This window comes from Stackebrandtia albiflava, assembly GCF_007994225.1.
GTDB classification, from domain to species: Bacteria; Actinomycetota; Actinomycetes; order Mycobacteriales; family Micromonosporaceae; genus Stackebrandtia; species Stackebrandtia albiflava.
The window spans coordinates 17049-40807 of the sequence record NZ_VLLL01000008.1 but is presented as its reverse complement, the minus strand read 5'-3'; the positions used below and the strand labels follow the sequence as shown (position 1 = coordinate 40807).

The window sequence follows — 23759 nt, the reverse complement described above, 5'->3', positions numbered from 1 at the left end:
CTCCCGGCCCGCGATTCCACCGCAGGTGGTCTAGGACTTTCGGGCGATAGGGCCGACACGGAATCGTCCGTGGGAAGGACGGCCCGCCCCGAACCCCCCTCTAACCTCGTTCCTGTGAACGATTCAGGAGCCCCCAGTGCTTGAAGTCAGGAATCTCCGCAAGACCTTCGGTGACAACGTCGCGCTCGACGACGTGTCGCTCACGGTCGAACCCGGCAGGATGTTCGGGTTCGTGGGTGCCAACGGCGCCGGCAAGACCACGACGATGCGCATCGCCATGGGTGTGCTGGAATCCGACGCCGGTGACGTCCGGTGGGACGGCGCCAGCCTCACCAAGTCGCGGCGCGCCGATTTCGGATACATGCCGGAGGAACGCGGGCTCTACCCGAAGATGAAGATCGCCCCGCAGGTGGCGTACTTCGGGGAGCTGCACGGTCTCACCCCGGCCGCCGCCAAGCGCGCCGCCGGGGAATGGCTCGACCGGCTCGGCCTGGGCGACCGCGGCGACGACTTCGTGCAGGACCTGTCACTGGGCAACCAGCAGCGGGTGCAACTGGCGGTGTCGCTGGTGCACGACCCCAAGATGCTGATCCTGGACGAACCGTTCTCGGGACTCGACCCGCTCGCGGTCGACACCATGGCGGGCGTGCTCGCCGACCGCAGCGCGGCGGGCGTCCCGGTGATCTTCTCCAGCCACCAGCTCGACCTGGTCGAGCGGCTGTGCGACACGGTCGGGATCATCTCCAAGGGGAAGATGGTCGCGGCGGGCACGGTCACCGAGCTGCGCCGCAGCGCCGGCCGACGGCTCCGCGTCAACGTGGCCGACGCGACCCCGGGCTGGGAACAGACCCTGCCCGGTCCGGCGACGTCCTGCGGTGACGGGGAATGGCTCGTCGACTCCGCCGACGACCAGGGTGTCCTCGCGGCGGCGATGGCCGCCGGTCGCGTCGTCAGATTCGGTTACGACGAGCCCTCGCTCGCCGACATCTTCCGGGAGGCCTCCGCATGAAGGGCGTGTGGTTGGTGGCTAAGCGGGAGATCCTCACCCGCGGCCTGTCACGCAGTTACATCGTCGGCGTCGTCGTCAGCGCCGTCCTGGTCGCGGGGCTCACCCTGCTTCCGGGGCTGCTGGGCGGCCCGAGCGAGTACCGGGTCGTCCTGACCGGTACCGAGTCCGCCGAACTCGCCACGGCCATCGAGGCCGCCGCGGAGGGCTTCGAGGAGTTCTCGGTCGAGACGGCGGAGGTGGCCGACCCCGAGGCGGCCCGCGCCGAGGTGGAGGCCGGTGACGCCGACGCCGCCATCATCGACAACACCACCCTGGTCACCGAGAGCGGCGCCGACCAGCAACTGGCGGTCGTCATCGACGGCGCCCACCAGGCGGTCACCACGCAGCGGCAGCTCGCCGAGGCCGGTTTCGACCCCGCCGACGTGAACGCGGCCCTGACGGTCGCGCCGCTGCAGGACGACCAGCTCGGCGGCGACGACGCCGGCGCCCGGCAGGGCATCGCGTACTTCCTGGTCATCGTGCTGTTCTTCATGGTCATGATGCCGACGATGTACGTGGCGATGGGCGTCGTGGAGGAGAAGAGCAGCCGGATCGTGGAGATCCTGCTGTCGTCGTTGAAGCCGTGGCAACTGCTGGTCGGCAAGGTGGCGGGCCTGGGCGTACTCGGTTTCGTGAACCTGGCCGTTCCGCTCGCGGTCGGTCTGGCGATGGGCGACGTCACGGGCGCCGTCGCGGAACTCCCGTCCGGCCTGACCGGGACCATCCTGAGCAGTCTCGTGTGGTGGGTGTTGGGCTTCTGCTTCTACGCCGCCATGGCGGGAGCGCTGGCGTCGATGATCTCCCGCCAGGAGGACATGAACTCGGCGATCGGTCCGCTGACGATGCTCATGATCCTGAGCTACGTCGTGGCCGCCGTCTACGCCTGGCAGCCGACGACACTCGTCGCGCGGGTGCTGTCGTACGTCCCGCCGTTCTCGATGTTCATGATGCCGGTCCGGGACGCGGTGAACGATGCTCCACTGTGGCAACAGGGACTGTCTGCGCTGCTGATGGCGCTCGCCGCCGTGGGGATGTTCGCGCTGGGCGCGACCATCTACCGCCGCAGCGTGATGCGCACCGGAAGCAAGGTCAAACTCACCGAGGTGTTGCGCAAGAGCTCCTGAGCCGAGGGGCTCACGACGGCCGCCGTACCCCGTTCGGGTGCGGCGGCCGTCTTCGCGTGGTGCCCGGGTTGTACCGGGCACCTACCCTGATGGGGAACCGGACGGCCCCGGCCGGGACGGGAGGACGCGACATGATCCGACGACGACCGGGCACCGGTGAGCCCGACTCCGGGCAGCGGGTCGACCTGCGACGGTACCGGCGGGACGCCGCGAGACGTCCGGACCCGTCGGCGGGGGCGATACCGAGTCCCGGAGGGCCTCCGCCGCCCGCGATACCCGGACCGCCGTCCGCCGTCGGCCGCGCGGCGGTGCCACCGCCCCCGGTACACCCACCGGCTCCGCCGGTCCCCGTCGCGCCGCCGCTCCCACCGGCCCCCGCGCCATCCGTCCCCGCGGCGCCGCATCCCGTCACGCCACCGGTACCGACTCGTCCCGCCGCGACCTCACGGGACGTCTCACCGCCGTCGAGTTCCTGGCGGATCGCGGGCGAGTTGACCACCTCCCTGACCGGGTGGATCCTGCGGCGACCCGACACCCCGCAGCCCGGCCGGATCGGCAGGGTGATCGCGATCCTCGTCGTCACGACCGTCGTCATGGTCGCCATCGGCCTGGTGGCGGCGACACTCGCGGGCGACCGGCTTGCCCAATGGTTCGGCCTGTGAGCCGCCTACGCGAACCGGGTGCCGTCCGACGGTGAGGTCGGCGGCACCCGGTCCGGTGTCGATTCGATCAGCGGGGCGGCGGAGGCGGCCAGCTCTGCGGCTGGTCACCCGGCGGAGGCCCGCCGTAGACACGACCCACCGGGCGAGGCAGGTCGGGGGGAAGGTCCGCCGCCGTCACCGGTTGCGCGTTCGGCACCCGTGCGACTCCTCGCGCGGGACCGTCCGGCACCGCCGGAGCGGATTCCGCGAGCGGCGACTGCCCGTCCGCGGCTCCCGCCGAGGCCGGTGACGCCGACACCGCCGGTGCCGCCTCCCGGACCTCGGGCTCGGAGGGACGCTCCGACTCCAGCCACGGCTGCGCGAACGCCTCCCACGGGGACTCCGCCGGAGCCGACGCCGGCGGCGCGGGCGGCGCGGGCGGCGGTTCGGGGGCCGCCGGCGGTTCCGGCTCCCGCCTGCCGAACGCGTCCCACGGGTCCATCGACTGTGGAACGTCGGAGCGGTCGCCGCCCTCCACCGGCACCTGCCAGTCCGCGACGTCGGGGGCGTCGGTCACGTCGGGGGAAGACGGCGTGACCTGCCCGGCACGGTACGTCTGCCCCTCGAAGGCCCTGACCGGCACCTCCTCGGCCGGAGCGACGAGATTGGGGACACTCACCCGCCCGAAGGCCGCGCCGCTCACCGGGGCGGCGGCCGGCGGCGAAACCGGAGCCGACTCCGGAACCGGCGTCTCCGCCGGTTCCTCCGCCGTCAACGGTGCGGGCGCCGACGACGGCGGCGTGGAGAACGGCGCAGGTTCCTCAGCGGGTGGGGCCTCACCGGTCAACGGCGCAGGCGCGGAAGACGGCGGCGTCGAGAACGCCGCAGGTTCCTCCACCCGCGGGGCCTCACCCGTCAACGGCGCAGGCGCGGAAGACGGCGGTGTCGAGAACTGCGCGGGCTCCTCCGGCGCCTCGGTTTCGGACTGCGGGCGGCTTTCGACCGGCGCGTCGGCGGCCTCCGCCTCGGCCTGAGCCCGCAATGCGTCCGCCTCCCAGGTCGGGGGCGTGAGCGGCTGGTCGGCGGGCGGTTCCTCGGGCGTGAAGGCCGGTTCGGGTGCCTCACCGGTCAACGGCGCAGGAGCGGAGGACGGCGGAGTCGAGAACTGCGCGGGCTCCTCCACCGGCGGCGCCTCACCCGTCAACGGCGCAGGAGCGGAAGACGGCGGCGTCGAGAACGCCGCAGGCTCCTCCACCGGCGGCGCCTCACCCGTCGACGGCGCAGGCGCCGACGACGGCGGCGTGGCGAACGCCGCGGGCTCATCCACGGGCGGGGCCTCACCCGTCAACGGCGCAGGCGCGGACGACGGTGGCGTGGAGAACGGCGCAGGCTCCTCGGCGACGGCGGCCGGCGGGGTGTCGCGGTCGGCGGATGTCGGCGGGACCTCGTCCGGCGCGGCGGCGGTCGCCTGCTGCTCGGCGGCGGGGGCGTCGGCGGACGCGGGGGTCACGTCGTCATCGTCATCGTCGTCGTCGAAGTCCCCGAAGTCGTCATCGGCGAGTTCGGCCATCGCAGCCTTGTCCTCATCGGACAGTTCTGCTTCGGTCGCGGGGCCGGGACCGGACATGCCCGCCCACAGGGCGACATCGGCCTCGTCACCGTCCCCGGAGTCCGCGGCGGCGGGCGCCTGATCGGCGACGGGCGCGGCGGCCGGCTGCTGTGGCAGCGGAGGCGGCGCGGCTGTCGCCGGCATGGCCGGGGGCGCGTCCGGCATGGCGGGTGGTGCGTCCGGCATCGCCGGGGGTGCGGCGGACGCGAACTCCGCCACCGGAGCGGGATCCTCAGTGGACTTAGGGCTGTCCTGGAGCGGGGCCGGTGCGGGAGGCACCGGCGGCGGAACCGCCTCGACGCGGCGGCGTGGCCGTCCGAGGATGCCGGTGCCCGGGTCCTCGGACGGCACCGCGAACGGCACCGCCGGTGAGGCGGCGGCCGGCGCGGGCTCCGGTGCGGCGGGCGGTTCCGGCTGCGCGGGGACGGGTGGCGCGGCGGGACGTTCGGCCGGGGGCTGCGGAGGGCCCCACTGCGGTTCCGGTGGCGCCGGTGGCGGGGACTGCCAGCCGCCCTGCTGTGGCGGGGGCGGCGGGGGCGCACCCCACGGTTGGCCCTGTGAAGGCGGGGGCGGCGGAGGCGCCCACTGCTGAGGCGGACCCGACACCGGAGGACCACTCGCCGGCACACCCGACGTCGGCGCACCCGGCGGACCCCACTGCGGCCCCGAAGGCGGGGGCTGCCAGCCACCCTGCTGCTGCGGAGGCGGGGGCGCACCCCACGGTTGTCCCTGCGAAGGCGGGGGCGGCGGAGGCGCCCACTGCTGAGGCGGACCCGACACCGGAGGACCACTCGCCGGCACACCCGACGTCGGCGCACCCGGCGGACCCCACTGCGGCCCCGAAGGCGGGGGCTGCCAGCCACCCTGCTGCTGCGGAGGCGGGGGCGCACCCCACGGTTGCCCCTGCGAAGGCGGAGGCGGCGGCGGTGCTCCCTCCTCCCAGCCGGTCGACTGTTCGAAGTGTTGCGAGAACTCCGGGCCGGGCGGCGGTCCGGACGGCCTACCCTGTTCCGGCTGCCAGGGCGCGGGCGTCGGTGGACTCTGCGGCGGGTACTGGGCGGCCCCGGGCGGCGCGAAACCGCCGGGCGGTGGCGCCAGAGGTACACCGCATTGCGGGCAGCGCTGGGCACCTGCCGGCAACCGGGTACCGCACGCCACGCAACTGTTGTTGTCCATCTGCTGGCTCCAACCGGAAGTTCGTGTGTCGGCATGGCGGTCATGGCGCGGACGGGTGGACCGTAGAGCCGCCGTCGTCAACGGTGCCATACCGCCGCAACGTCCTGCCCGCTGCCAGCACCCGATTCACCCGCCGTAGCCGTGCCGCGCGGGGGTGGTCACGGCCGTCGGCCGGGGCCGCCTTCCGACGGAGACGGTGTGGGTGTCCCGAGCACTCCGCACCGGCCTGCCGGACGCGTTCCTCGGCCTGGTGGGCAATGCTACCGGCGCAGCCGGTAGCCGGCGGAATGGCCCGGCGCAGCCGGTAGCCGACTCGACAGAATCGGCTTGGTTGGCCGCACGACGATCGATATGCCTCGAATAAGACCTGATGTCCGATTTTCAGCCGTCGTATGACCAACCAAGCCGGCATTTCAACCCACCAAGCCGGAGTGGACCGCCGGTGTGGTGCCCGCCGGGTCGGCTCAGCCGGACGGAGTGGGTTCGGGTTCGCCGGACTCCGTGCCGTCGCCGCCGTCACCGGAACCGCTGGTCGCGGGATCCGACGGGGTCTCCTCGCTCGGTGTCGGGTCCGGCCTGGTGGACGGTGTGCCGCCGTCACCGGGCTCTCCGCCGTCACCGCCGTCGCCGTCACCGGGGTCGCCGCCGTCGCCCGGTTCGTTGGAGCCGTCGTCACCGTCGTCGACCTCGACCGCCGCGACGACCCGGTGCGCGCCGAAGAAGTCGCTGAACCACACCGGTACGACCTTCACCACGTCCCCGGGGCGCGGCGCGTGCACCATCATGCCGTCGCCGATGTACATGCCGACGTGGTAGACCGAGGTCCAGTCCCCGGCCCGGTCCCCGTAGAAGATCAGGTCGCCGGGGAGCATCTTCTCGACGTCTACGGCCATGGAACGGGTGGCGCGGAACTGGTCGTTGGCGACCCGGGGGAGGTTGACGCCCTGCTTGGCGTAGGCGGTCTGCACCAGGCCCGAACAGTCGAACGTGTACGGCCCCTCGGCTCCCCACTCGTAGGGTTTCCCGACCTGCGCGACGGCGTACCGGACGGCGTCCTGGGCGGCCTTCGCCGCCTGCCAGCCGTCCACGTCGGTGCCGATGTCGCCCAGTTCGTACTTCGACTCGCGGCCCGCCTGTTCCTCCTGGACGGCGATCGCCTCGGCGTTCTCCTCGACGAGGTCTTCGAGTTTCTTCGTCTGCGCGTCGAGTTCCTCGACGAGGTCGGCGTAGTCGTTGGCGGCGATCGCCTCGGCGGCGACCGCCGCGTCGAGGGCCGCCAGCGCGACGGCGGCGTCGTCGGCCGCCGCGTCGGCCTGCCGTTGCACGGTGGTGCGGTCGTCACCGAGCAGTCCGGGATCGACGGCGAACAGGTCGTCGAACTCGTCGGTGACGCCCTGTACCTGGGACGCCGACTCCTGGTACGCCTGGGCGGCCATCTCTGCGGCGAGTTCGGCCAGTTGGTCGGCCTGCGTCTGGAGGTCGAGCCAGTACGCGCGGGCAGCGACGACGGTCTCGCCCCGCAGGGTGACCTCCTCGCCCGCCGCGGTGGTGGACTCGCCCAGGACCGCGACCTCCTTGGCGAGCTGCGCGATCCGGTTGGCGTAGGGGCCGCGGCTGACGCCGGGTCCGGCCACCGGGGAGTCACCGGAGGACGGCAGTGGATCGCCTCCGACGGTGCCCGGGTCGCCTTCCGGCCGGGAGCCGTCGTCGGGGACGGAGACCTCGGGCGGGTCGGCCATCGCGGTCGCGGGGGCGGCCGACAACAGTACGACCGCGGTACCGAACGCGAGCATGACTCTGCCGCTGCGGCGGCTCCACGGGGTGATTCTCATGTCCTGCCTTGGGTGACCGGGTGGGGTGATCGACGACTACCGATAGACACAATAGGGCGTGAGTGCCTTCGTGCACCAGAGGCGACACGATACTGACAGCGCAATGCACACATATCGGATGCGTGCCGGGGAAGTCTGCCTCACCGGGCAGCCGGACGGGCCGGTGGCAGGTGGCATCGGGATGCGGTTCCGGTCACGCCGGTAGGCTCGGCCTCGACTGCCCGAACACCGACGCGAGGTGCGTGTGATGACGAGTGAGGGGTTCAAGCGGGACATCGAGGCGAAGGTCGCCGCCGGTGTCCGGCTGACCCGCGAGGACGGGGTCGCGCTGTACGAGTGCGACGACCTCGCCTGGCTTGGCCGGATGGCGCACTCGGTGCGCACCGCCAAGAACGGGGATCGCGTGGTGTTCAACGTGAACCGGCACCTGAACCTGACGAACGTGTGCTCCGCCTCGTGCGCGTACTGCTCGTTCCAACGCAAGCCGGGCGAGAAGGACGCGTACACGATGCGCGTGGAGCAGGCGGTCGAGCTGGCGCGGGGCATGGAGGGCGAGGGGCTCACCGAGCTCCACATCGTGAACGGCCTGCACCCGACCCTGCCGTGGCGTTACTACCCGCGCGTGCTGCGGGAACTGAAGGCGGCGCTGCCGGAGGTGAGCCTGAAGGCGTTCACGGCCACCGAGGTGCAGTGGTTCGAGAAGATCTCCGGTCTGTCGGCCGACGAGATCCTCGACGAGCTGATCGACGCGGGCCTGGCGTCGCTCACCGGGGGCGGTGCCGAGATCTTCGACTGGGAGGTCCGGCAGCACATCGTCGACCACGACTGCCATTGGGAGGACTGGTCGCGGATCCACCGGCTGGCGCACCACAAGGGACTGAAGACTCCCGCCACCATGCTGTACGGCCACATCGAGGAACCGCGGCACCGGGTGGACCACGTGCTGCGGCTGCGGGAACTGCAGGACCAGACCGGCGGTTTCGCGGTGTTCATCCCGCTGCGGTACCAGCACGACTTCCACGACTCGCGGGACGGCAAGGTCCGCAACCGGATCCAGGAGCGGACCACGATGGCGTCGCCCACGGAGTCGCTGCGCACCTTCGCGGTGTCGCGGCTGCTGCTCGACAACTTCGACCACGTCAAGTGCTTCTGGGTGATGCACGGCCTCGACGTGGCGCAGTTGTCGCTGAACTTCGGCGCCGACGACCTCGACGGTTCGGTCGTGGAGTACAAGATCACCCACGACGCCGACTCCTACGGGACGCCCGCGACCATGCACCGGGAGGACCTGCTGGAACTGATCCGCGACGCCGGGTTCACACCCGTGGAACGCGACACCCGGTACCGCGTCATCCGGGAGTACGACCCGCCGGTTCCGTTGGCGCGCCGCAGGTCCGAACCGCAACGGGTCTGGGCGTGATGTCGTGACCGCGAAGGACTCCCAGGCGAGCGACCGGTTCCCCCGCAAGGACGAAGAGGGCCGGCTGGTGTCGCTGGTCGAGATGTTGATGTTCGTCATCCTGGCGTTGGCGCTCGGGATTCTGATGCTGTCGCTCATCGACGGCGTGTTCTGGCTGCTCGGTTCCTCGTTCGGCCGGATCTCCGGCTGGATCGCCGGACTGCTCGCGGTACTGGTCTACCTCGACGACTTCCGCGCCTGGCGTGACCACCGGGCGCGTTGGGCGGTGGCCGCGGGCGGCGTGGTCCTCGGACTGCTCGCCGGTTTCGGAGTCCTGAGCCTGCTGCCGGACTTCTGGCTGCCGCTGTACAACGGCGCTCTCGCGGTCAGTGTCGCCGCCCTGCTCTACGGGGTGCTGTGGTTCACCGGGATGCGCCTGATCACCGGTGAGGAGGTGTCGTGAGTCCCTTCATGAAGTACCTGCTCGGCAGGCTCGGACTGTTCGTGGTGATCGCGGTGGCGTTGCTGCCGACCGGGCTCCACCTGCTCGTCATCGCCATGATCGCGTTGTTGGCGTCGTTCCTGCTGTCGCTGGTGCTGATGCGCCGGTGGCGCACCGAGATGGCCACCGACGTGGACTCGGTGGTGCGCCGCCGCCGGGAACAGAAGGCGCGGCTGCGGGCCGAGCTGGCCGGCGACGACGACTGACCGCCGGCTCCGGACGTGGTCCGGGGTGGCCGGGTTGCCCTAGTATGGTCCGGACCCCGTCCCCCGATCGAGGGAGCACCGTGACCCGGTTGACCAGGCGAACCCTCCGCCGCAGTCACCGCCTGCTGCTGGCGGGCGTGGTGACGGCGGTGGCGGTCGCCGGATGCACGTCGAACCCCGAGGACGACCCCGACACCGGGCAGCCGGTGGAGTCGGCGCCGCCCGCTCCCGCCGACGAGTCCGGCGACGGCGGTGTCGTCGAGGTCGCCGAGACCGGGCACAGCCTCACCGAGGACTCCGCGGGCGACGTCATGGTGACGTACGCGGTGATCGTGGAGAACACCAGTGCCGACGTCGCGATCGGTACGAACCTCGACATCCGGCTGCTCGACTCGGCCGGTGAACCGGTGACCGACGAGGTCACCGGCAACGACCGGATCGCCTCCACCGTCAACCTGGTGATGCCCGGCGAACGGCAGGCCGTCACCAACACGACGTACATCGACGGCGACGACGTCGCGTCGCTGGAGGTCACCGTCGACGGCTCCCGGTGGCTTCCCGCCGGCGACGCCCGCGCCCAGGCGGTCGAGGTGTCCGAGGTGACCGTCGCCGGGGACGGGGACACGTGGGAGATCGATTTCCGAGTCGACTCGCCCTACGCCGAGGAGTTGACGTCGGTCGCGACGTACGCGGTGTACCGGGACGCCGGTGGCGCCGTCGTGGGCGGTTCCGCCCCGAACGACTCGCGACTGTTCGCATACCCGTCCGGTACCGGCGAAGGCCAGATCGAGGTGTCCTCGGCGAGCCCCGACTGGGAACCGGGCAACACCGAGGTTTACATCGACCCGTCGGTGACCCTGTGACCGACTGCTAGGAAGTGCTACATCCGTGCCTGACTTTCAAGAACGCCTCAACTCCCTGAAGGTGACCGTCACCTCCCCCGACAACCAGATCAAGGCGCATCTGGTCGCGGGCGAACAGCTCACCCTGGCGTTCCGGCCCAACACCTACGAGCGCTACGACGAGGACCGGCTGTCGGACCAGCTCGCGAAACTGGCGACACTGGCCTGGGTCGGTTACCGGCGCGGCTGGAAACAGGCCAAGGCCGACACACGCGGCGTCCCGGTGTCGGAGGTGGAGGAGCAGCACTGGGACGCCAGGTACCGCCGCTACGACGAGGACATCGCGAACCTGGTCGCGCAGGGCTCGTCCCGGTCCGGGCTGATACAGCTCCGCTCGAAGGGCCTCGCGTACTGGAAGGTCCGGATCGCCCCGGGCACGCTCCGTCAGCTCGACGAACCGGCCTTCGTCCGGGAGACCGTGGGCGCCTTCGCGGCATTGCAGCGTGACTCGAAGATGAAGACGACGGTGTTGAAGGACCGGCACTTCGGCCTCAACCTGCCGCCGGAGGTCCGCGCGCAGTTCCCCGTCCTGGAGATGGAGTACTAGACCGTCCATTGACGCGGTGGAGTGGGTGGTGGCGCTCGGGCTGCCCAGGCGGTGCCTCGCCGCGTCGTCGCCATCCACTCACCCGCATCCGAGACCGGAGTGCCACACCGGCACGTCGAAAGGGCCTGCGAGGACATGGGCCCCGAGCCGGCGGGCGTCTCACGCCGGCGTCCCCTGCGAGGACACGGTGGAGGGCTCGCGCCCTCCACCCGGACGTCCTATTCCGGTGTGAGGCCGGAGGAGGGGTCCTCCGCGTCGGCGATGCTGGGCCGCAACGGCGTCAGCGGTGTCGCGATTCGCTTGGCGGCGCCGAGTTGGCGTACCGAGGTGAGGAGTTCGTAGTTGCCGTCGAGGACTCCGGCGATCTTCTCCTCCTGGTCGTAGACGGCCGTGTAGATGTCGCTCTGCCGGCTGATCATGTTGGAGATGACCTCCATGACCGTCGGCGCGCCCAACGCCAGGTTCTTCTCCTTGGGCACCGTCTCACCGCCGATCGCGGCACTGCCCGCGATGGTCGCCAAGACGATGCCGCCCACGTACAGGGACGTGCCGCCGGAGGGGATCGCCAGTGCGGCGGCGGCGATACCGGCCACGGCACCGAGGATGGTGAGGCCCATCTTCTCGTCGCCGCCGTCGCGGGCACCGCAGTTCTTCAACGCCGCGATCGTCTGATCGGCCAGCTCACTGTAGTCACGACGCTTACCCCGGTACACGTTGACGATCGCGCCCAGGGAGTCGTTGAGCATCTTCGCGACCGCCGCCTGGTTCTGGACGATCGTGGGGAACGGGATGGTGAAACCGTTCTGGAAGTTCTCCGAGAACACACCGTCCCACTCCTCGATCTCCGCCTGCGCCTTCGCGCTGAACGCGATGTTCGGGTCGGCACTGGCGCTGTCGCCACCGCCCAGTTTGCTCATCGTCGTGTTGACCGCGTCGCTGATGCCCTCGAAGTTGTCGGGCTCGGGGTCGGCCTCGCGCTCGAAGTGATCGGGAATCCAGGCGAGCTGTTCCCTGACCCAGCCCTCGACCTCCTCGTGGGAGTACTCGTGGGAACCGTGGGCGTCGGTGCCGTGTTCGTCCCGGTGGAGTCCGTCCTGGGCGTCCGCGCAGGAGTCGGCCTCCCGGATCGTCGCGGCGACGGCTTCGTCGACGATTTCTTCGCCTTTGGCGCGTAGTTCGCTCTTGCTGTAGTACGACACGGCCTAGTCCTCCGCCATCTCGTTGAGGTCGTCGATGGTGTCCTGGATCTCCTGCTCCTCGGCGCCGGGGTCCTCCGCCGGCTCATCACCGGGAGAGGTGTAACCCTCCGGCTCGGTCACCTCACCGGGCGGATCCTCCGGCGGATTCATCGTCGGATCGTTCGGATCGTGATACTGCGTCCCGCCGATCTGCTCGCCCTCCAAGATCGCGTTCAGATCGTCCAACGTCGTACCGGTCTCACCATCGGCCGTCCCGAAGTTCTGAATCGCCAGATTCACCGCCGCGGCCGTATCCAGAATGTTCTGACCCGTCTGCGCCAGAATGTGCTGAAACTCGCTGTAGGTCTTCTGGAACGACGCATACGCCGCCCCATACATCGGCTGCCCGTACTGCCCCTCACCCTGGAGAAACAGATCGGACATACCGTCCTGACCACCGTTCATCGTGCCGCTGGTACTCGTATACACACTCGCCACCCGAGGTAGCGAGACATTCGCGATCTTCCACAGACTGTAAAGATCGCCACCGGTCACATCTGCCATGATCGAAAAACCTTCATGATTGCTGGGGGCGTGAACTCCCTACGGCCCGTGGGATAACGGACCGGAGAGTCAACCCCGGAACATAGCAATGTCGTGCAACCGGAAACGTTCCGTGCGATCCGCCGGCGTCCGCCCGTCGCCGCCGACGCGGTGCGGCGGACGGTCAGACCCGGTTGCAGACCGCGGTGGTGGCCTCGGCACCCGCCGACATCGCCTGGCCGTAGTGCTTCAACCACGAACGTAGACCGTCGGGCGTGCCGGTGGCGAACGCACCCGCCGAACCGACGTATTCCGGGGACCTCGCGAAGTGGCCGACGTCCATGGCGATCAACAGCCGGGGATCGAGTCCCCGTGCGGCCAACGTCAACCGTGCGGCGGCCCGCGCCACCACCCCCGCGGCGGTGGGGAACGGCCGCAACGCGAGCAGTTCGCCGTGCACGACGGCCGCCACCAGCGCGGCCGGGAGGTTCGTCTCGCTGGTCACCAGGACGCACAGCGTCGCGAGCCGGATCGAACCGTCGGCGTCGACGACGGGACGGCCCAGTTCCTCCGGCTCGGCCAGGTCGCGGGCGGCCAGCAGGTGCAGCCTCGCGAGCACCTGGCGGGGCGCCTTCTGCCACGTGTCGACCAGGCCGGGCAGTTCCGAGGCGACCCGCAGGGCGCCCTGCACGACGGGGTCGGTGACGACCCCGGATCTGACCTTCTCGACGTCGTATTCCGCTCCGTCGAGCGCGGCCGATGCCACCGCCGAACGTAGCGACACCTCCGTGGCGACGGCCGGGCCGCCGTTGCGCAGAGCACGGTGCCAGAGGGTGCGGTCGACGTCGGCACGCGACTGTTCCAGCGCGTCGGCGACTTCGGCCAGTTCCATGAGGGGGTCGAGCGGGTCCACGATTGCAGACCATACCGGTTAGGTATGAAGGGTTGCACGTATGGCATGGCACTTCCCACGAAGGCGTGCTGAGCGGTCGTGCGCATAGCTGCATGCGAATGCGCGACAATCCGGTTCTTCGCGCATCGGGGCGCATTGGACACCTGGTCGGGGGGCGACTATGGTCATGCGATGAGAGACCCGCGACACGCGTGAGTAAGCCGGGCCAGGGGTGCGCGACACGCCGTCTCACGGTCGGCGGATCCGGTCTTCTCAACCCACTTGACCGGCCACGACGGCCCGCAGGTGCCCGACAGGCGGAAACGAGGAGATGGCAGTGAACGACAGCCCCAAACCCCAGGAGACTCTGGCGAACCTGCTCACCGAGACCAGACACTTCGCGCCGCCGGCGGAATTGGCCGCACACGCCAACGTGACCGCCGACGCCTACCGGGAGGCCGCCGACGACCGCCTCGCGTTCTGGGCGGCGCAGGCGCAGCGGCTCGACTGGGCGGCACCGTGGGACCGGGTACTTGACTGGGACAACCCGCCCTTCGCGAAGTGGTTCACCGGTGGCCGGCTGAACGTCGCCTACAACTGCCTGGACCGGCACGTGCTCGCCGGTCACGGCGACCGGGTGGCGATCCACTGGGAGGGCGAGCCCGGCGACACCCGCACCATCACATACGCGGAACTGTTGACCGAGGTGAAGAAGGCCGCCAACGCGTTGACCGCGCTGGGTGTGCGGGCCGGCGACCGGGTGGCCATCTACATGCCGATGATCCCCGAGGCCGCGATGGCGATGCTGGCGTGCGCCCGCATCGGCGCGACCCACTCGGTGGTGTTCGGCGGATTCTCGGTGGACGCGCTGTCGGGCCGCATCAACGACGCCGAGGCCAAACTGGTCATCACCGCCGACGGCGGATTCCGCCGCGGCAAGGCCAACGCGCTCAAGCCGACCGTCGACGAGTCGGTGGCGCTGTGCCCGTCGGTGGAGAAGGTGGTCGTCGTGCGCCGCACCAGCGAGGACGTCGCCTGGACCGACAAGGACGTGTGGTGGCACGACGTCGTCGGCGGCGCCTCCGAGGAACACGAGGCCGAGGCCTTCGACTCCGAACACCCGCTGTTCATCCTCTACACCTCGGGAACGACCGCCAAGCCCAAGGGCATCCTGCACACCAGCGGCGGTTACCTCACACAGGTCTCCTACACCCACCACGCCGTCTTCGACCTCAAGCCCGAGACCGACGTGTACTGGTGCGGCGCCGACATCGGTTGGGTCACCGGACACTCGTACATCGTGTACGGCCCGATGTCCAACGGCGCGACGCAGCTCATGTACGAGGGCACCCCGGACACCCCCCACAGGGGACGGTACTGGGAGCTCATCGAGAAGTACAAGGTCACGATCCTCTACACCGCCCCCACCGCGATCCGGACCTTCATGAAGTGGGGCGACGACATCCCCGCCCGCTTCGACCTGTCGTCGCTGCGGATCCTGGGCAGCGTCGGCGAACCGATCAACCCCGAGGCCTGGATGTGGTACCGCGAGACCATCGGCGGCGGCCGCTGCCCGGTCGTGGACACCTGGTGGCAGACCGAGACCGGCGGCATCATGATCTCCCCGCTGCCGGGCGTGACCTCCACCACTCCCGGCTCGGCACAGCACGCCCTGCCCGGTATCTCGGCCGACGTCGTCGACGACGAGGGCAACTCGGTGCCCAACGGTGGCGGCGGCTACCTGGTGCTGCGCGACCCGTGGCCGTCGATGCTGCGCACCGTGTGGGGCGACGACCAGCGCTTCCTCGACACCTACTGGTCCAAGTTCAAGGGCATGTACTTCGCCGGTGACGGCGCCAAACGCGACGACGAGGGCAACATCTGGCTCCTCGGCCGCGTCGACGACGTCATGCTCGTCAGCGGACACAACATCTCCACGACCGAGGTGGAGTCGGCGCTGGTGTCGCACCCGTCGGTGGCCGAGGCCGCCGTCGTGGGCGCCACCGACCCGGTGACCGGGCAGGCGATCGTGGCGTTCACGATCCTGCGCGGCGAGACCGAGGGCGGCGACGAACTGGTGAGCGAGCTGCGCAACCACGTCGCCAAGACGCTGGGACCGATCGCCAAGCCGCGCCAGATCATGGTCGTGCCGGAACTGCCCAAGACCAGGTCCGGCAAGATCATGCGGCGGTTGCTGCGTGACGTCGCCGAGAACCGTTCGCTCGGTGACGTCACGACGCTCCAGGACTCCACGGTCATGCAGCTCATCTCCGACGGCATGGCCAAGTCGAAGTCGGACGAGGACTGACCACCCGGCTCGGTGGCCGCGTGTGACGTCACGCCCGGCCACCGAGCCGCCTTTCCGGTGCCCGGGATCATCTAGCCTGGACACATGCGAGATACCCGCCCTGTCCTGGACGACAGCGTGGTGCTCATCGACGGGCCGTGGCGGCACCGCTTCGTCGACGCCAACGGCATCAGGTTCCACGTCGCCGAGCAGGGCACCGGTCCCCTCATCCTGCTGCTGCACGGCTTCCCCGAGTTCTGGTGGACGTGGCACCGCCAGATGCCGGCGCTCGCCGGAGCCGGTTACCGGGTCGCGGCGGTGGACCTGCGCGGCTACGGCGCCAGTGACAAACCGCCCCGCGGCTACGACGCCTACACGATGGCCTCGGACGTGATCGGGCTGATCCGGGCGCTCGGTGAACGGGACGCGGTGGTGGTGGGCCACGACCTGGGCGGTCTGCTCGGTTTCGCCGCCGCCGGCTTCCATCCGCGCAGTGTGCGGCGGCTCGTGGTGCTGTCCTCGGCCCACCCGCTGCGGCAGCGGGCCGCCCTGGCGGTGGACCCGCGCGGCCAGTTGGCGGCCAGCCGTCACATCCTGAAGTTCCAGCTTCCCCGGTTCGAGCACGTCGTGACCCGGGACGACGCGGCGATGGTGGCGTCGCTCATGAGCCACTGGGCGGGTCCACAGTGGCGCGGAACTCCGGAGTTCGACGCCTACGTCAGGGCGTGCCGGGACGCCATCCAGCTGCCACAGGCGGCGTTCTGCGCGCTGGAGGCGTACCGCTGGGCGCTGCGCACGGCGTTGCGGGTGGCGGGCCGCAGGTTCGTCCGGCTGCTTCAGGAACCGTTGAAGGTGCCGACGCTGCAACTGCACGGCTCCCGGGACACCTGCATCCTGCCCCGGACCGCACAGGGCTCCGGCCGGTACGTGACGGCGAACTACGAGTGGCGACTGCTGCGCGGCGTCGGGCACTTCCCGCAACTGGAGGCGCCCGACACGGTCACGTCCGAGATCCTGCGCTGGTGCAAGGAGTGACCCCTTTCCTCCGCCTTGGGTGGTCGTAGGCCCGCCTTGGGTGGTCGTAGGGCGGGATAAAATCGGACATTAGGGCTTATTCGAGGCATGTCGATGGGCCCCAGGCCACCCAAGGCGAACCTGAGGGGTGGCGCTGGAACCGTTGGGCGCGAGCGAATGTGTCCACATCAGGTGATTCCGGTCGCGAAACGGTAACAGTACCGGACAAGACTTGACATTCCCGCACAAAGGCGAGAGCGTCACACCCACCCCTGCGTTAACTGAATTGGAGGGTGACGTGAAGCGCCGCAGCTTTATTGCCCTTGCCGCCGCCCCGGCCGTCGCGCCCCTGCTCGTCTCGTGTTCCGGTGACTCGCCACAGGTCGAGGTGTTCACCTGGTGGACCGGCCCCGGGGAGGGCGAGGGGCTGGCCGAACTGGAGCGTCTGTTCAAAGAGGCCAATCCGGACGTCGAGTTCGTCAACGCCGCCATCGCCGGCGGCGGTGGAGACCAGGCCCGGGCCGCGCTGGCGACCCGTCTACAGGCCTCCGACCCGCCGGACTCCTTCCAGGGCCACGCCGGTGAGGAGCTCGCGGACTATGTGGACAACGGCGTCATCGAGGACCTCAGCGCGCTCTTCGAGTCCGAGGGCTGGAACGACGTCATGCACCCCGGCCTGTTGGAGAACATCACCCGTGACGGCAAGGTGTACGCCGTCCCCGTCAACATCCACCGCGCCAACCTGCTGTGGTACAACGTGTCCATTCTGGAGGAGGCGCGGCTCAGTCCACCCCAGTCGTGGAGCGAACTGATCGAACAGAACGCGACGCTCTCGGAGATGGGCGTCACGACCCTGTCGATCGGCTCGGCGTGGACACAGCTCCACCTCATGGAGACCGTGCTGTTGGGCGAACTCGGCGCCGAGACCTACTCCGGCCTGTGGACCGGCCAGGTCGACTGGCGGTCCGCCGAGGTGGTGGCGGCCCTGGAGACCTTCACCGAGGTCCTGAAGGTGTCCAATGTGAGCGAGGCCGCCGCCGACTGGCAGCCGCAGCTCGACAAGATCGTCGACGGCACCGCCGCGTACGCCGTCATGGGCGACTGGGTGTACTCGTACCTGACCACCAACCTCGGCCTCGTCTACGACCAGGAGTACAGCGCCGCGGAGACGCCCGGTTCCGTCGGCGTGTTCGACTACCTGTCGGACGCGTTCACACTTCCGGTGGGCGCCAAGCAACGCGAGAACGCCGAGGCGTGGCTGAAGGTGTGCGCCTCCGTGGAGGGCCAGGACGCCTTCAACACCAAGAAGGGCTCACTGCCCGCCCGCACCGACACCGACCAGAGCCTCTACACCGACTATCTGGAGTGGAACCTCGGTCAGTGGCTCGACCCCGCCACCGTCGTGGTCGGTTCGCTCGCCCACGGCGCGGTGGCCCGCCCCGGCTGGAAGACCGAGATCGAGACCGCCCTCGGTGTCTTCGTGCAGGAGGGCGACGCCGCCGCGTTCGCCGCCGCCGTCGCCGACGCCTACCAGCGCACGACGGGCTGACCCGGACCCGGTGTACGCACCCACGGTGGGTGCCCCGGCCCGGTGTGGGCGGGGCATCCACCGCGACCGGACCCGTGTGAGGCCGTGACACGGGGCCGGCCGCCCGGCCCCGTCGAGCCGAACCGAAGGAGACCGAGTGCGCCGCTTCCGCAAGGCGTTCCCCGCGCTGCTGCTCATCTCGCCGTCGCTGATCCTGGTCGGGATCTTCGTGTACGGGTTCCTCGGCTGGAACCTGCGGGTGTCGTTCACGAGCTGGCAGGGTTTCGCGCCCACCTACGACTTCGTCGGCTTCGAGAACTACGCGGCGTTGATGGACGACCCGATCTGGTGGCGCGACGTCCGGCACGTCCTGGTGTTCACGCTCGTGTTCGTGGCGGGCGCCCTCGCGGTGGGTTTCCTGCTGGCGCTGCTGATGGAGAAGGGCGTCCGGGGCGAGAACCTCTTCCGCAGCGTCTACCTGTTCCCGATGGCGATCTCGTTCATCGCGACCGCCATCATCTGGCGTGGACTGCTCAACAACGGCTCCGGCGACAGCACCGCCGGAATCAACAAGCTGTTCGCGTACGCCGGCCTCGGCTTCCTGCACAGCGACTGGCACAAGTCCGACTCCGGTTGGGCGATAGCCGCCATAGCGCTACCCGCCGGATGGGCCCTGTCGGGTTACATCATGGCGCTGTTCCTCGCCGGGATGCGCGGTGTCCCCGACGAACTGCGCGAGGCCGCCCGCGTCGACGGCGCCGGCGAGGTGCGGGTGTTCTGGCACGTCGTGCGGCCCATGCTGTGGCCGACCGTGATGAGCGCGGTCGTGATCCTGGCGCACATCTCGTTGAAGACCTTCGACCTGATGTTCGCGATAGACCAACGCTCGCCCCGGATCGAGACACCCGCGCTGTACATGTACCACAGCGTGTTCCCCGGCAACTTCTACGCGCGCGGCGCCACCATCGCCACCGTGCTGGTCCTGGGCATCGCGGTCATCATCGTCCCCTACATCTGGTACACGATGCGAGCGGAGCGCCGCCGATGAAGATCACCGCCACCCGATCGTCCCGGTTCGTCAAGGGCGGCGGCACCGGGCTCGTCATGTCGCGCCGCCGCGCCGACCCCGCCATCCGGTCGCCGTGGGCGCCGTACGTGCGGGTCGTGAAATACGTGGTGCTGCTGCTGTTCGTGCTGGTGTTCCTCATGCCGGTGTACGCGGTCGTGGTGACCGCGTTGAAGACACCGGACCAGGTGAGCGTGCCCGGCATGTGGGAGCTGCCGTGGCCGGTGTCGTTCGACAGCTTCGTCGCGGTGTGGAACAAACCGGAGATCCCGCGCGGTCTGCTCAACAGCTTCCTGCTGGCCGTCCCCGCCAGCATCATCGCCGCCCTGTTGGGCGCCGCGAACGGGTTCGTCCTGTCGAAGTGGCGGTTCCCGGGCGCCGACGCGGTGTTCCCGGTCCTGCTGTTCGGGATGTTCATCCCCTACCAGGCGGTCATCATCCCGATGACCCAGTTCATGACCGACATCAACCTGCGCGGTGGCGCCGACGTCACCGGCGGCCTGCTCGGCCTGATCCTGGTGCACGTGGTGTACGGGATACCCATCACGACGCTGATCTTCCGCAGTTACTACTCCGGGATACCCGACTCGGTGTTCGACTCCGCCCAGGTCGACGGTGCCGGGATGCTGCGCACCTTCTGGCACATCGCGTTGCCGCTGGCGCCGCCCGCGTTCGCGGTCACGGTGATCTGGCAGTTCACGGCGGTCTGGAACGACTTCCTGTTCGGGGTCGTCATGACCTCGACCACGGCGTGGCCGATCACGATCGGGCTCAACAACATCGCCGCCGTCCAGACCATCCCGTTCGAGCAGGTCATGGCGTCGGCACTGCTGGCGAGCCTGCCGACGCTGCTGGTCTACATCCTGCTCGGCCGGTTCTTCATGAAGGGCCTGATGGCGGGCGCGTTGAAGGGCTGACCCGCCGGATCAGCGCTCCTGCAACGCGAACCGGTTGCCCTCGCTGTCGGAGAACAGGCACCACCAGCCCCACTCCATGCGCCGGGGAGGCTGCGGGAACACCACGCCCACGGCCGACAGGTCACGGTAGGTGGCCTCGATGTCGTCGGCGTAGAAGAAGAACGGCTGGGTCGGCAGCCCCTCCGGCCGCTCCGCGCCCACGACCTCCGGGTCCAGCACGATCGCGGTGTGGCCGTCCGGTGAGGTGACCTCGATCCAGCGCCGCCCGGTGTCGGCGTACGGCGCGTCCACCGTCAGGGTGAAACCGAGCTTGCCCGTCCAGAAGTCGACCGCCCGTCGCTGGTCCGCCACCGGCACCACGATCTTCTTCACGCCCATGATGGTCATTCCGACATGCTAAGCCGCCGGCGTGCCCACGGACCCGCGTACGCCCAGCGTGTCCCGGACGTCAGGGCAGCAACACCGCCGGCTTGGCGGGGAGCCGCGGCGCCGAGTCGAGCGCGTGCCGGGTCGGCCCGTCCACGAGCCGCAGCCGGTGCAGGATCGCGGTCGCCCTGCGCCACTCCCGCCGCGCCGACACGGCGTCACCCAACCGGTCGTGGGCGATCGCGGTGTTCCAGTGCAGCGACGCCGAGATCAGGTTCGCCTCCCCCGACAACTCCACGTTGCGGCGGGCCGCCGCCTCGAACAACGGGAGCGCGTCGGAGGGGTGCCCGCACTCCATCTCGACCTCCGCGAGGTTGATCGTCGCCAGTAGGTGCAGGAACTCGTGTCCGGCGTCGGCCGCCGAGGTCACGGCCCGGCGCAGGTACCCGGCCGCCGCTACCGGGTCCGACAGCGCCCGGTGGACGAATCCGTGGTGGATCAACACGCACGTCGCCGCCCTGGCGTCACCGTCGCGTCGCGCCAGTGTCAACGCCTCACCGAGGTGCCGCAGCGCCCCGTGCGGGTCGCCGAGGGAGTTGTGGGCCTCCCCCAGCGACCACAGGATCCCGGACCGGCGCGGCCCGGTGTACGACTCGGCGGCCTCGGTGAGGTGCCGCCGGGCCGCGCCCGCGTCGCCGACCCGCAGGCAGGCGTACCCCAGGTCGTGCAGTGCGGCCGCGAGCACGTCCGGGTCGCCGTCGCGGCGGGCGGCGGTGACCGCCGCACCGCACAGCGTGCGCAGGTCGGCGTAGTTGCCGGATTCGTTGCACACCGGCAGCAGGCAGGCCGCGACGGCGGCGACGGCGGCGGCCTCCCCGGGAAGCTCCGCCTGGAACTGCCTGAGCAGGACGGCGATGTCGCCGATCTCGGTGGTCAACCAGTCCAGTACCGCTTGCCGGTGCGGGAACCCGGCGCCGGTCGCCTCCAACCCGGACGGTCCCTCGGCGGCCCGGTGACGCTGGTGCCTGTCGACGGTCATGAGGGCGTTGCGGGCGGTGGCCAGCAGGTGGTGGCAGGCCCGGCGCAGCGACGCGCGGCGGGCCTCGGCGTCGAAACGCCCGGCGGCGTGTTCCCGCACGCACAACCGCACCAGGTCGTGGAACCGGTACCGTTCCGGCCCGACACGTTCGAGCAGCCGCGCGTCGGCCAGCACGTCGAGGTGGTCGCCGACGGAGTGGGTGTCGCGGGCCGACACCGCGGCGATCATGCCGGGGTCGACACGGTCGGCGTCCAGGAGCCCCGCGTGGAGCAGGCTGTCCGCGGCGGCGGCGGTGGCCGGATCGTCCGCGACACCCCGGTATCCGACGTCGAAGGACGCGCGGACTCCCCGGTCGTCCACCTCCAGCAGCGACAGCCGCCGCCCGGTGTCGGCCAGCAGGTCCGCCAGCCACCGCAGTGTCCACTGGGGACGGGTGTTGAGGCGCGCGGCGGCCACGCACAGCGCCAGCGGGAGGTCGCCGCAGGACTCGGCGACCGCGTCGGCCGCCGCCGGGTCGGCCGCGCACCGTTCCGCCCCGGTCAACCGGGCCAGCAGCGCGACCGAGTCGGCCCGGGCCAGTCCGGTCAGTTCCAGGCGGGTGACGCCGTCGAGGGAGGCCAACCCGCGCCGGGAGGTCACCACGACACCGCAATCGCCGCCTCCGGGCAGTAGGGCGCGGATCTGGGCGACACCCGCCGCGTCGTCCAGCACCACCAGTACCCGCCGGTCGGCCACGGCGGTACGGAACCGCGCGGCCGACTCCCCCACGTCGGTCAACCGGGCGGCGTCGGCGTCGCCGAGCGACCGGTGGAAGCGGGCCAGGACCTCGATCGGCGTGCACGGCACGGCACCCGGTGTCGCCCCGTTGAGGTTGACGTACAACTGCCCGTCGGGGAAACGGTCCCGCAGCCGGTGGGCGACGTGCACCGCCAGCGCGGACTTGCCCACGCCACCGCCGCCGGTCACGACGGCGATGCCGCCGCCGTCGAGCAGTTCCACCAGCCGCCGGGTCTCCGCCATCCGGCCGGTCAACGTGACCGGGTCCGGCGGCAGCTCGGCGGGCACCGTGGGGCCCGCCGAGGGCACGTCCTCGGCCGGTTCGGCCCGCAGCACCGCCCGGTGCAGTGACCGAAGCTCCGCCCCGGGGTCGAGCCCCAGTTCGTCGCGCAGCGCCCGGCTGGTCACCGCGTACCGCTCCAGCGCGTCGGCCCGGCGACCGGACCGGTAGGCCGCCAGCATCGCCTGGGCGCAGAACCGTTCGTGCAGCGGCTCGGCCGTGGCCACGGCCGTCAGCTCGGCCGCGATCTCGGCGTGCCGCCCGGCGGCGAGTTCGGCGTCGAAACACCGTTCCATCGCCAGGAGCCTGCGGCCCGCCAACCGGGCGGCCTCGTGGGACAGGGCGGGGTGGTCGCCGAGGTCCCCGTAGGCGGTGGTCCCCCGCCACAGCCGCAGGGCCCCCCGCAGCCGTGCCGCCCGATCCGCCGGGGTTCCGCCGGCACGGACCAGCAGCCGGTCGAACTCGGTGGCGTCGAGTTCACCGGCGCGTAGTTCCAGGCGGTAGCCCTCACCGTGCCAGGCGAGCCGGTCGGGGTCGTCGAGGCAGCGCCGCAACCGCCGTACCTGGGCGGCGAGGTTGTTGCGCGCGGCGGGTCCGGGCCGCCGCCACAGCGCGTCGATCAGGGTGCCCGCGCCGATCTCCGCGCCGGGCCGGGACAACAGGATCGCCAACAGCAGGCGGGGGAGTCCGGCGGCCAGCCGGTCGCGGCCCGGAACCGGCCGGACGGCGACCGCGCCGAGCACCCGGAACACCGGTTCCGCGGTCTCGGCCGTCATCGCGGACTCCTCAATGTCCGAACACAGTGGTCACCGCACACGGTATCGGTGCGGTGCCGACCGTCGACATCGACCTTTCATCCGATTGTCATCGCACCGGCCGAGAATCA

General features: G+C 70.5%; 20 protein-coding genes. 13 read left to right on the top strand and 7 right to left on the bottom strand.

Going from position 1 to position 23759, the window contains the following annotated elements; genetic code table 11:
• Positions 1-136: 136 nt before the first annotated feature.
• The 3 genes from LX16_RS21280 (at position 137) to LX16_RS21270 (ending at position 2834) form a co-directional block, all read left to right on the top strand.
• Positions 137-1009, top strand: a complete 873-nt coding sequence (locus tag LX16_RS21280) for an ABC transporter ATP-binding protein (protein ID WP_147142214.1) — start codon at positions 137-139, stop codon at positions 1007-1009.
• Complete coding sequence (locus LX16_RS21275; protein WP_158645680.1) at positions 1006-2172, top strand: ABC transporter permease; 1167 nt, start codon at positions 1006-1008, stop codon at positions 2170-2172. The genes LX16_RS21280 and LX16_RS21275 overlap by 4 nt, the downstream gene beginning before the upstream one ends.
• A 131-nt stretch (positions 2173-2303) precedes the next feature.
• Complete coding sequence (locus tag LX16_RS21270) at positions 2304-2834, top strand: hypothetical protein (protein WP_147142209.1); 531 nt, start codon at positions 2304-2306, stop codon at positions 2832-2834.
• 67 nt (positions 2835-2901) lie between these two features.
• On the opposite strand, the gene LX16_RS27245 is transcribed toward LX16_RS21270, so the two are convergent.
• Together LX16_RS27245 and LX16_RS21260 are read right to left on the bottom strand one after the other, a co-directional pair.
• On the bottom strand, positions 2902-5598 hold the full coding sequence (locus tag LX16_RS27245) for a hypothetical protein (protein ID WP_211354710.1): 2697 nt from the start codon (positions 5596-5598) through the stop codon (positions 2902-2904).
• A 464-nt stretch (positions 5599-6062) separates the two neighbouring features.
• On the bottom strand, positions 6063-7430 hold the full coding sequence (locus tag LX16_RS21260; protein ID WP_147142204.1) for a C40 family peptidase: 1368 nt from the start codon (positions 7428-7430) through the stop codon (positions 6063-6065).
• Between the two features lie 247 nt (positions 7431-7677).
• On the opposite strand from LX16_RS21260, the gene mqnE reads away from it, so the two are divergent.
• From mqnE to LX16_RS21235, 5 genes are all read left to right on the top strand, one after another.
• Positions 7678-8850, top strand: a complete 1173-nt coding sequence (mqnE, locus tag LX16_RS21255) for an aminofutalosine synthase MqnE (RefSeq protein ID WP_147142201.1) — start codon at positions 7678-7680, stop codon at positions 8848-8850.
• 4 nt (positions 8851-8854) lie between these two features.
• Positions 8855-9292, top strand: a complete 438-nt coding sequence (locus LX16_RS21250) for a hypothetical protein (RefSeq protein ID WP_147142197.1) — start codon at positions 8855-8857, stop codon at positions 9290-9292.
• A complete protein-coding gene (locus tag LX16_RS21245; protein WP_147142195.1) occupies positions 9289-9537 on the top strand; it encodes a DUF4229 domain-containing protein in 249 nt (82 codons plus the stop codon). Before LX16_RS21250 ends, LX16_RS21245 begins: the two co-directional genes overlap by 4 nt.
• Positions 9538-9626: 89 nt before the next feature.
• Positions 9627-10400 (top strand): hypothetical protein, encoded by a 774-nt coding sequence (locus LX16_RS21240; protein WP_147142193.1) that lies wholly within the window; start codon positions 9627-9629, stop codon positions 10398-10400.
• 25 nt (positions 10401-10425) lie between these two features.
• Positions 10426-10986, top strand: a complete 561-nt coding sequence (locus LX16_RS21235) for a hypothetical protein (RefSeq protein WP_147142189.1) — start codon at positions 10426-10428, stop codon at positions 10984-10986.
• Positions 10987-11204: 218 nt separating this feature from the next.
• Here LX16_RS21235 and LX16_RS21230 read toward each other — a convergent pair whose 3' ends face one another.
• The 3 genes from LX16_RS21230 to LX16_RS21220 all read right to left on the bottom strand — a co-directional run bounded on the left by LX16_RS21230 (position 11205) and on the right by LX16_RS21220 (position 13599).
• Entirely contained in the window at positions 11205-12185 is a 981-nt protein-coding gene (locus LX16_RS21230; protein WP_147142186.1) for a hypothetical protein, read from the bottom strand.
• Positions 12186-12188: 3 nt separating this feature from the next.
• Positions 12189-12728 carry a hypothetical protein gene (locus LX16_RS21225; protein WP_147142183.1) on the bottom strand — a complete coding sequence of 180 codons (540 nt, stop codon included), beginning with the start codon at positions 12726-12728 and terminating at the stop codon, positions 12189-12191.
• A 163-nt stretch (positions 12729-12891) separates the two neighbouring features.
• Positions 12892-13599, bottom strand: a complete 708-nt coding sequence (locus LX16_RS21220) for an oxidoreductase (RefSeq protein WP_147142962.1) — start codon at positions 13597-13599, stop codon at positions 12892-12894.
• Between the two features lie 337 nt (positions 13600-13936).
• Between LX16_RS21220 and acs the strand changes: the two genes are divergently transcribed.
• The 5 genes from acs (at position 13937) to LX16_RS21195 (ending at position 20411) form a co-directional block, all read left to right on the top strand.
• Positions 13937-15907, top strand: coding sequence for an acetate--CoA ligase (gene acs / locus LX16_RS21215; protein ID WP_244615928.1), 1971 nt, complete (start codon positions 13937-13939; stop codon positions 15905-15907).
• A gap of 84 nt (positions 15908-15991) precedes the next feature.
• Positions 15992-16921, top strand: coding sequence for an alpha/beta fold hydrolase (locus tag LX16_RS21210; protein WP_147142178.1), 930 nt, complete (start codon positions 15992-15994; stop codon positions 16919-16921).
• A 277-nt stretch (positions 16922-17198) separates the two neighbouring features.
• Entirely contained in the window at positions 17199-18449 is a 1251-nt protein-coding gene (locus LX16_RS21205) for an ABC transporter substrate-binding protein (RefSeq protein ID WP_158645679.1), read from the top strand.
• A gap of 136 nt (positions 18450-18585) precedes the next feature.
• Positions 18586-19476: a carbohydrate ABC transporter permease gene (locus tag LX16_RS21200; RefSeq protein WP_147142172.1), complete on the top strand. Its 891-nt coding sequence runs from the start codon at positions 18586-18588 to the stop codon at positions 19474-19476.
• Positions 19473-20411 (top strand): carbohydrate ABC transporter permease, encoded by a 939-nt coding sequence (locus LX16_RS21195; protein ID WP_244615927.1) that lies wholly within the window; start codon positions 19473-19475, stop codon positions 20409-20411. The genes LX16_RS21200 and LX16_RS21195 overlap by 4 nt, the downstream gene beginning before the upstream one ends.
• Positions 20412-20420: 9 nt before the next feature.
• Here LX16_RS21195 and LX16_RS21190 read toward each other — a convergent pair whose 3' ends face one another.
• Complete coding sequence (locus LX16_RS21190) at positions 20421-20798, bottom strand: VOC family protein (protein ID WP_147142170.1); 378 nt, start codon at positions 20796-20798, stop codon at positions 20421-20423.
• A gap of 61 nt (positions 20799-20859) precedes the next feature.
• Positions 20860-23649, bottom strand: coding sequence for an AfsR/SARP family transcriptional regulator (locus LX16_RS21185; protein ID WP_147142167.1), 2790 nt, complete (start codon positions 23647-23649; stop codon positions 20860-20862).
• Positions 23650-23759 lie beyond the last annotated feature (110 nt).

Bases quoted from the DNA above. Each gene is read 5' to 3' on its own strand.
- LX16_RS21275 (WP_158645680.1), top strand. From the start codon at position 1,006: ATGAAGGGCGTGTGGTTGGTGGCTAAGCGGGAGATCCTCACCCGCGGC.
- LX16_RS21270 (WP_147142209.1), top strand. From the start codon at position 2,304: ATGATCCGACGACGACCGGGCACCGGTGAGCCCGACTCCGGGCAGCGG.
- LX16_RS27245 (WP_211354710.1), bottom strand. From the start codon at position 5,598: ATGGACAACAACAGTTGCGTGGCGTGCGGTACCCGGTTGCCGGCAGGT.
- LX16_RS21260 (WP_147142204.1), bottom strand. From the start codon at position 7,430: ATGAGAATCACCCCGTGGAGCCGCCGCAGCGGCAGAGTCATGCTCGCG.
- mqnE (WP_147142201.1), top strand. From the start codon at position 7,678: ATGACGAGTGAGGGGTTCAAGCGGGACATCGAGGCGAAGGTCGCCGCC.
- LX16_RS21225 (WP_147142183.1), bottom strand. From the start codon at position 12,728: ATGGCAGATGTGACCGGTGGCGATCTTTACAGTCTGTGGAAGATCGCG.
- LX16_RS21220 (WP_147142962.1), bottom strand. From the start codon at position 13,599: ATGGAACTGGCCGAAGTCGCCGACGCGCTGGAACAGTCGCGTGCCGAC.
- LX16_RS21210 (WP_147142178.1), top strand. From the start codon at position 15,992: ATGCGAGATACCCGCCCTGTCCTGGACGACAGCGTGGTGCTCATCGAC.
- LX16_RS21195 (WP_244615927.1), top strand. From the start codon at position 19,473: ATGAAGATCACCGCCACCCGATCGTCCCGGTTCGTCAAGGGCGGCGGC.
- LX16_RS21190 (WP_147142170.1), bottom strand. From the start codon at position 20,798: ATGACCATCATGGGCGTGAAGAAGATCGTGGTGCCGGTGGCGGACCAG.
- LX16_RS21185 (WP_147142167.1), bottom strand. From the start codon at position 23,649: ATGACGGCCGAGACCGCGGAACCGGTGTTCCGGGTGCTCGGCGCGGTC.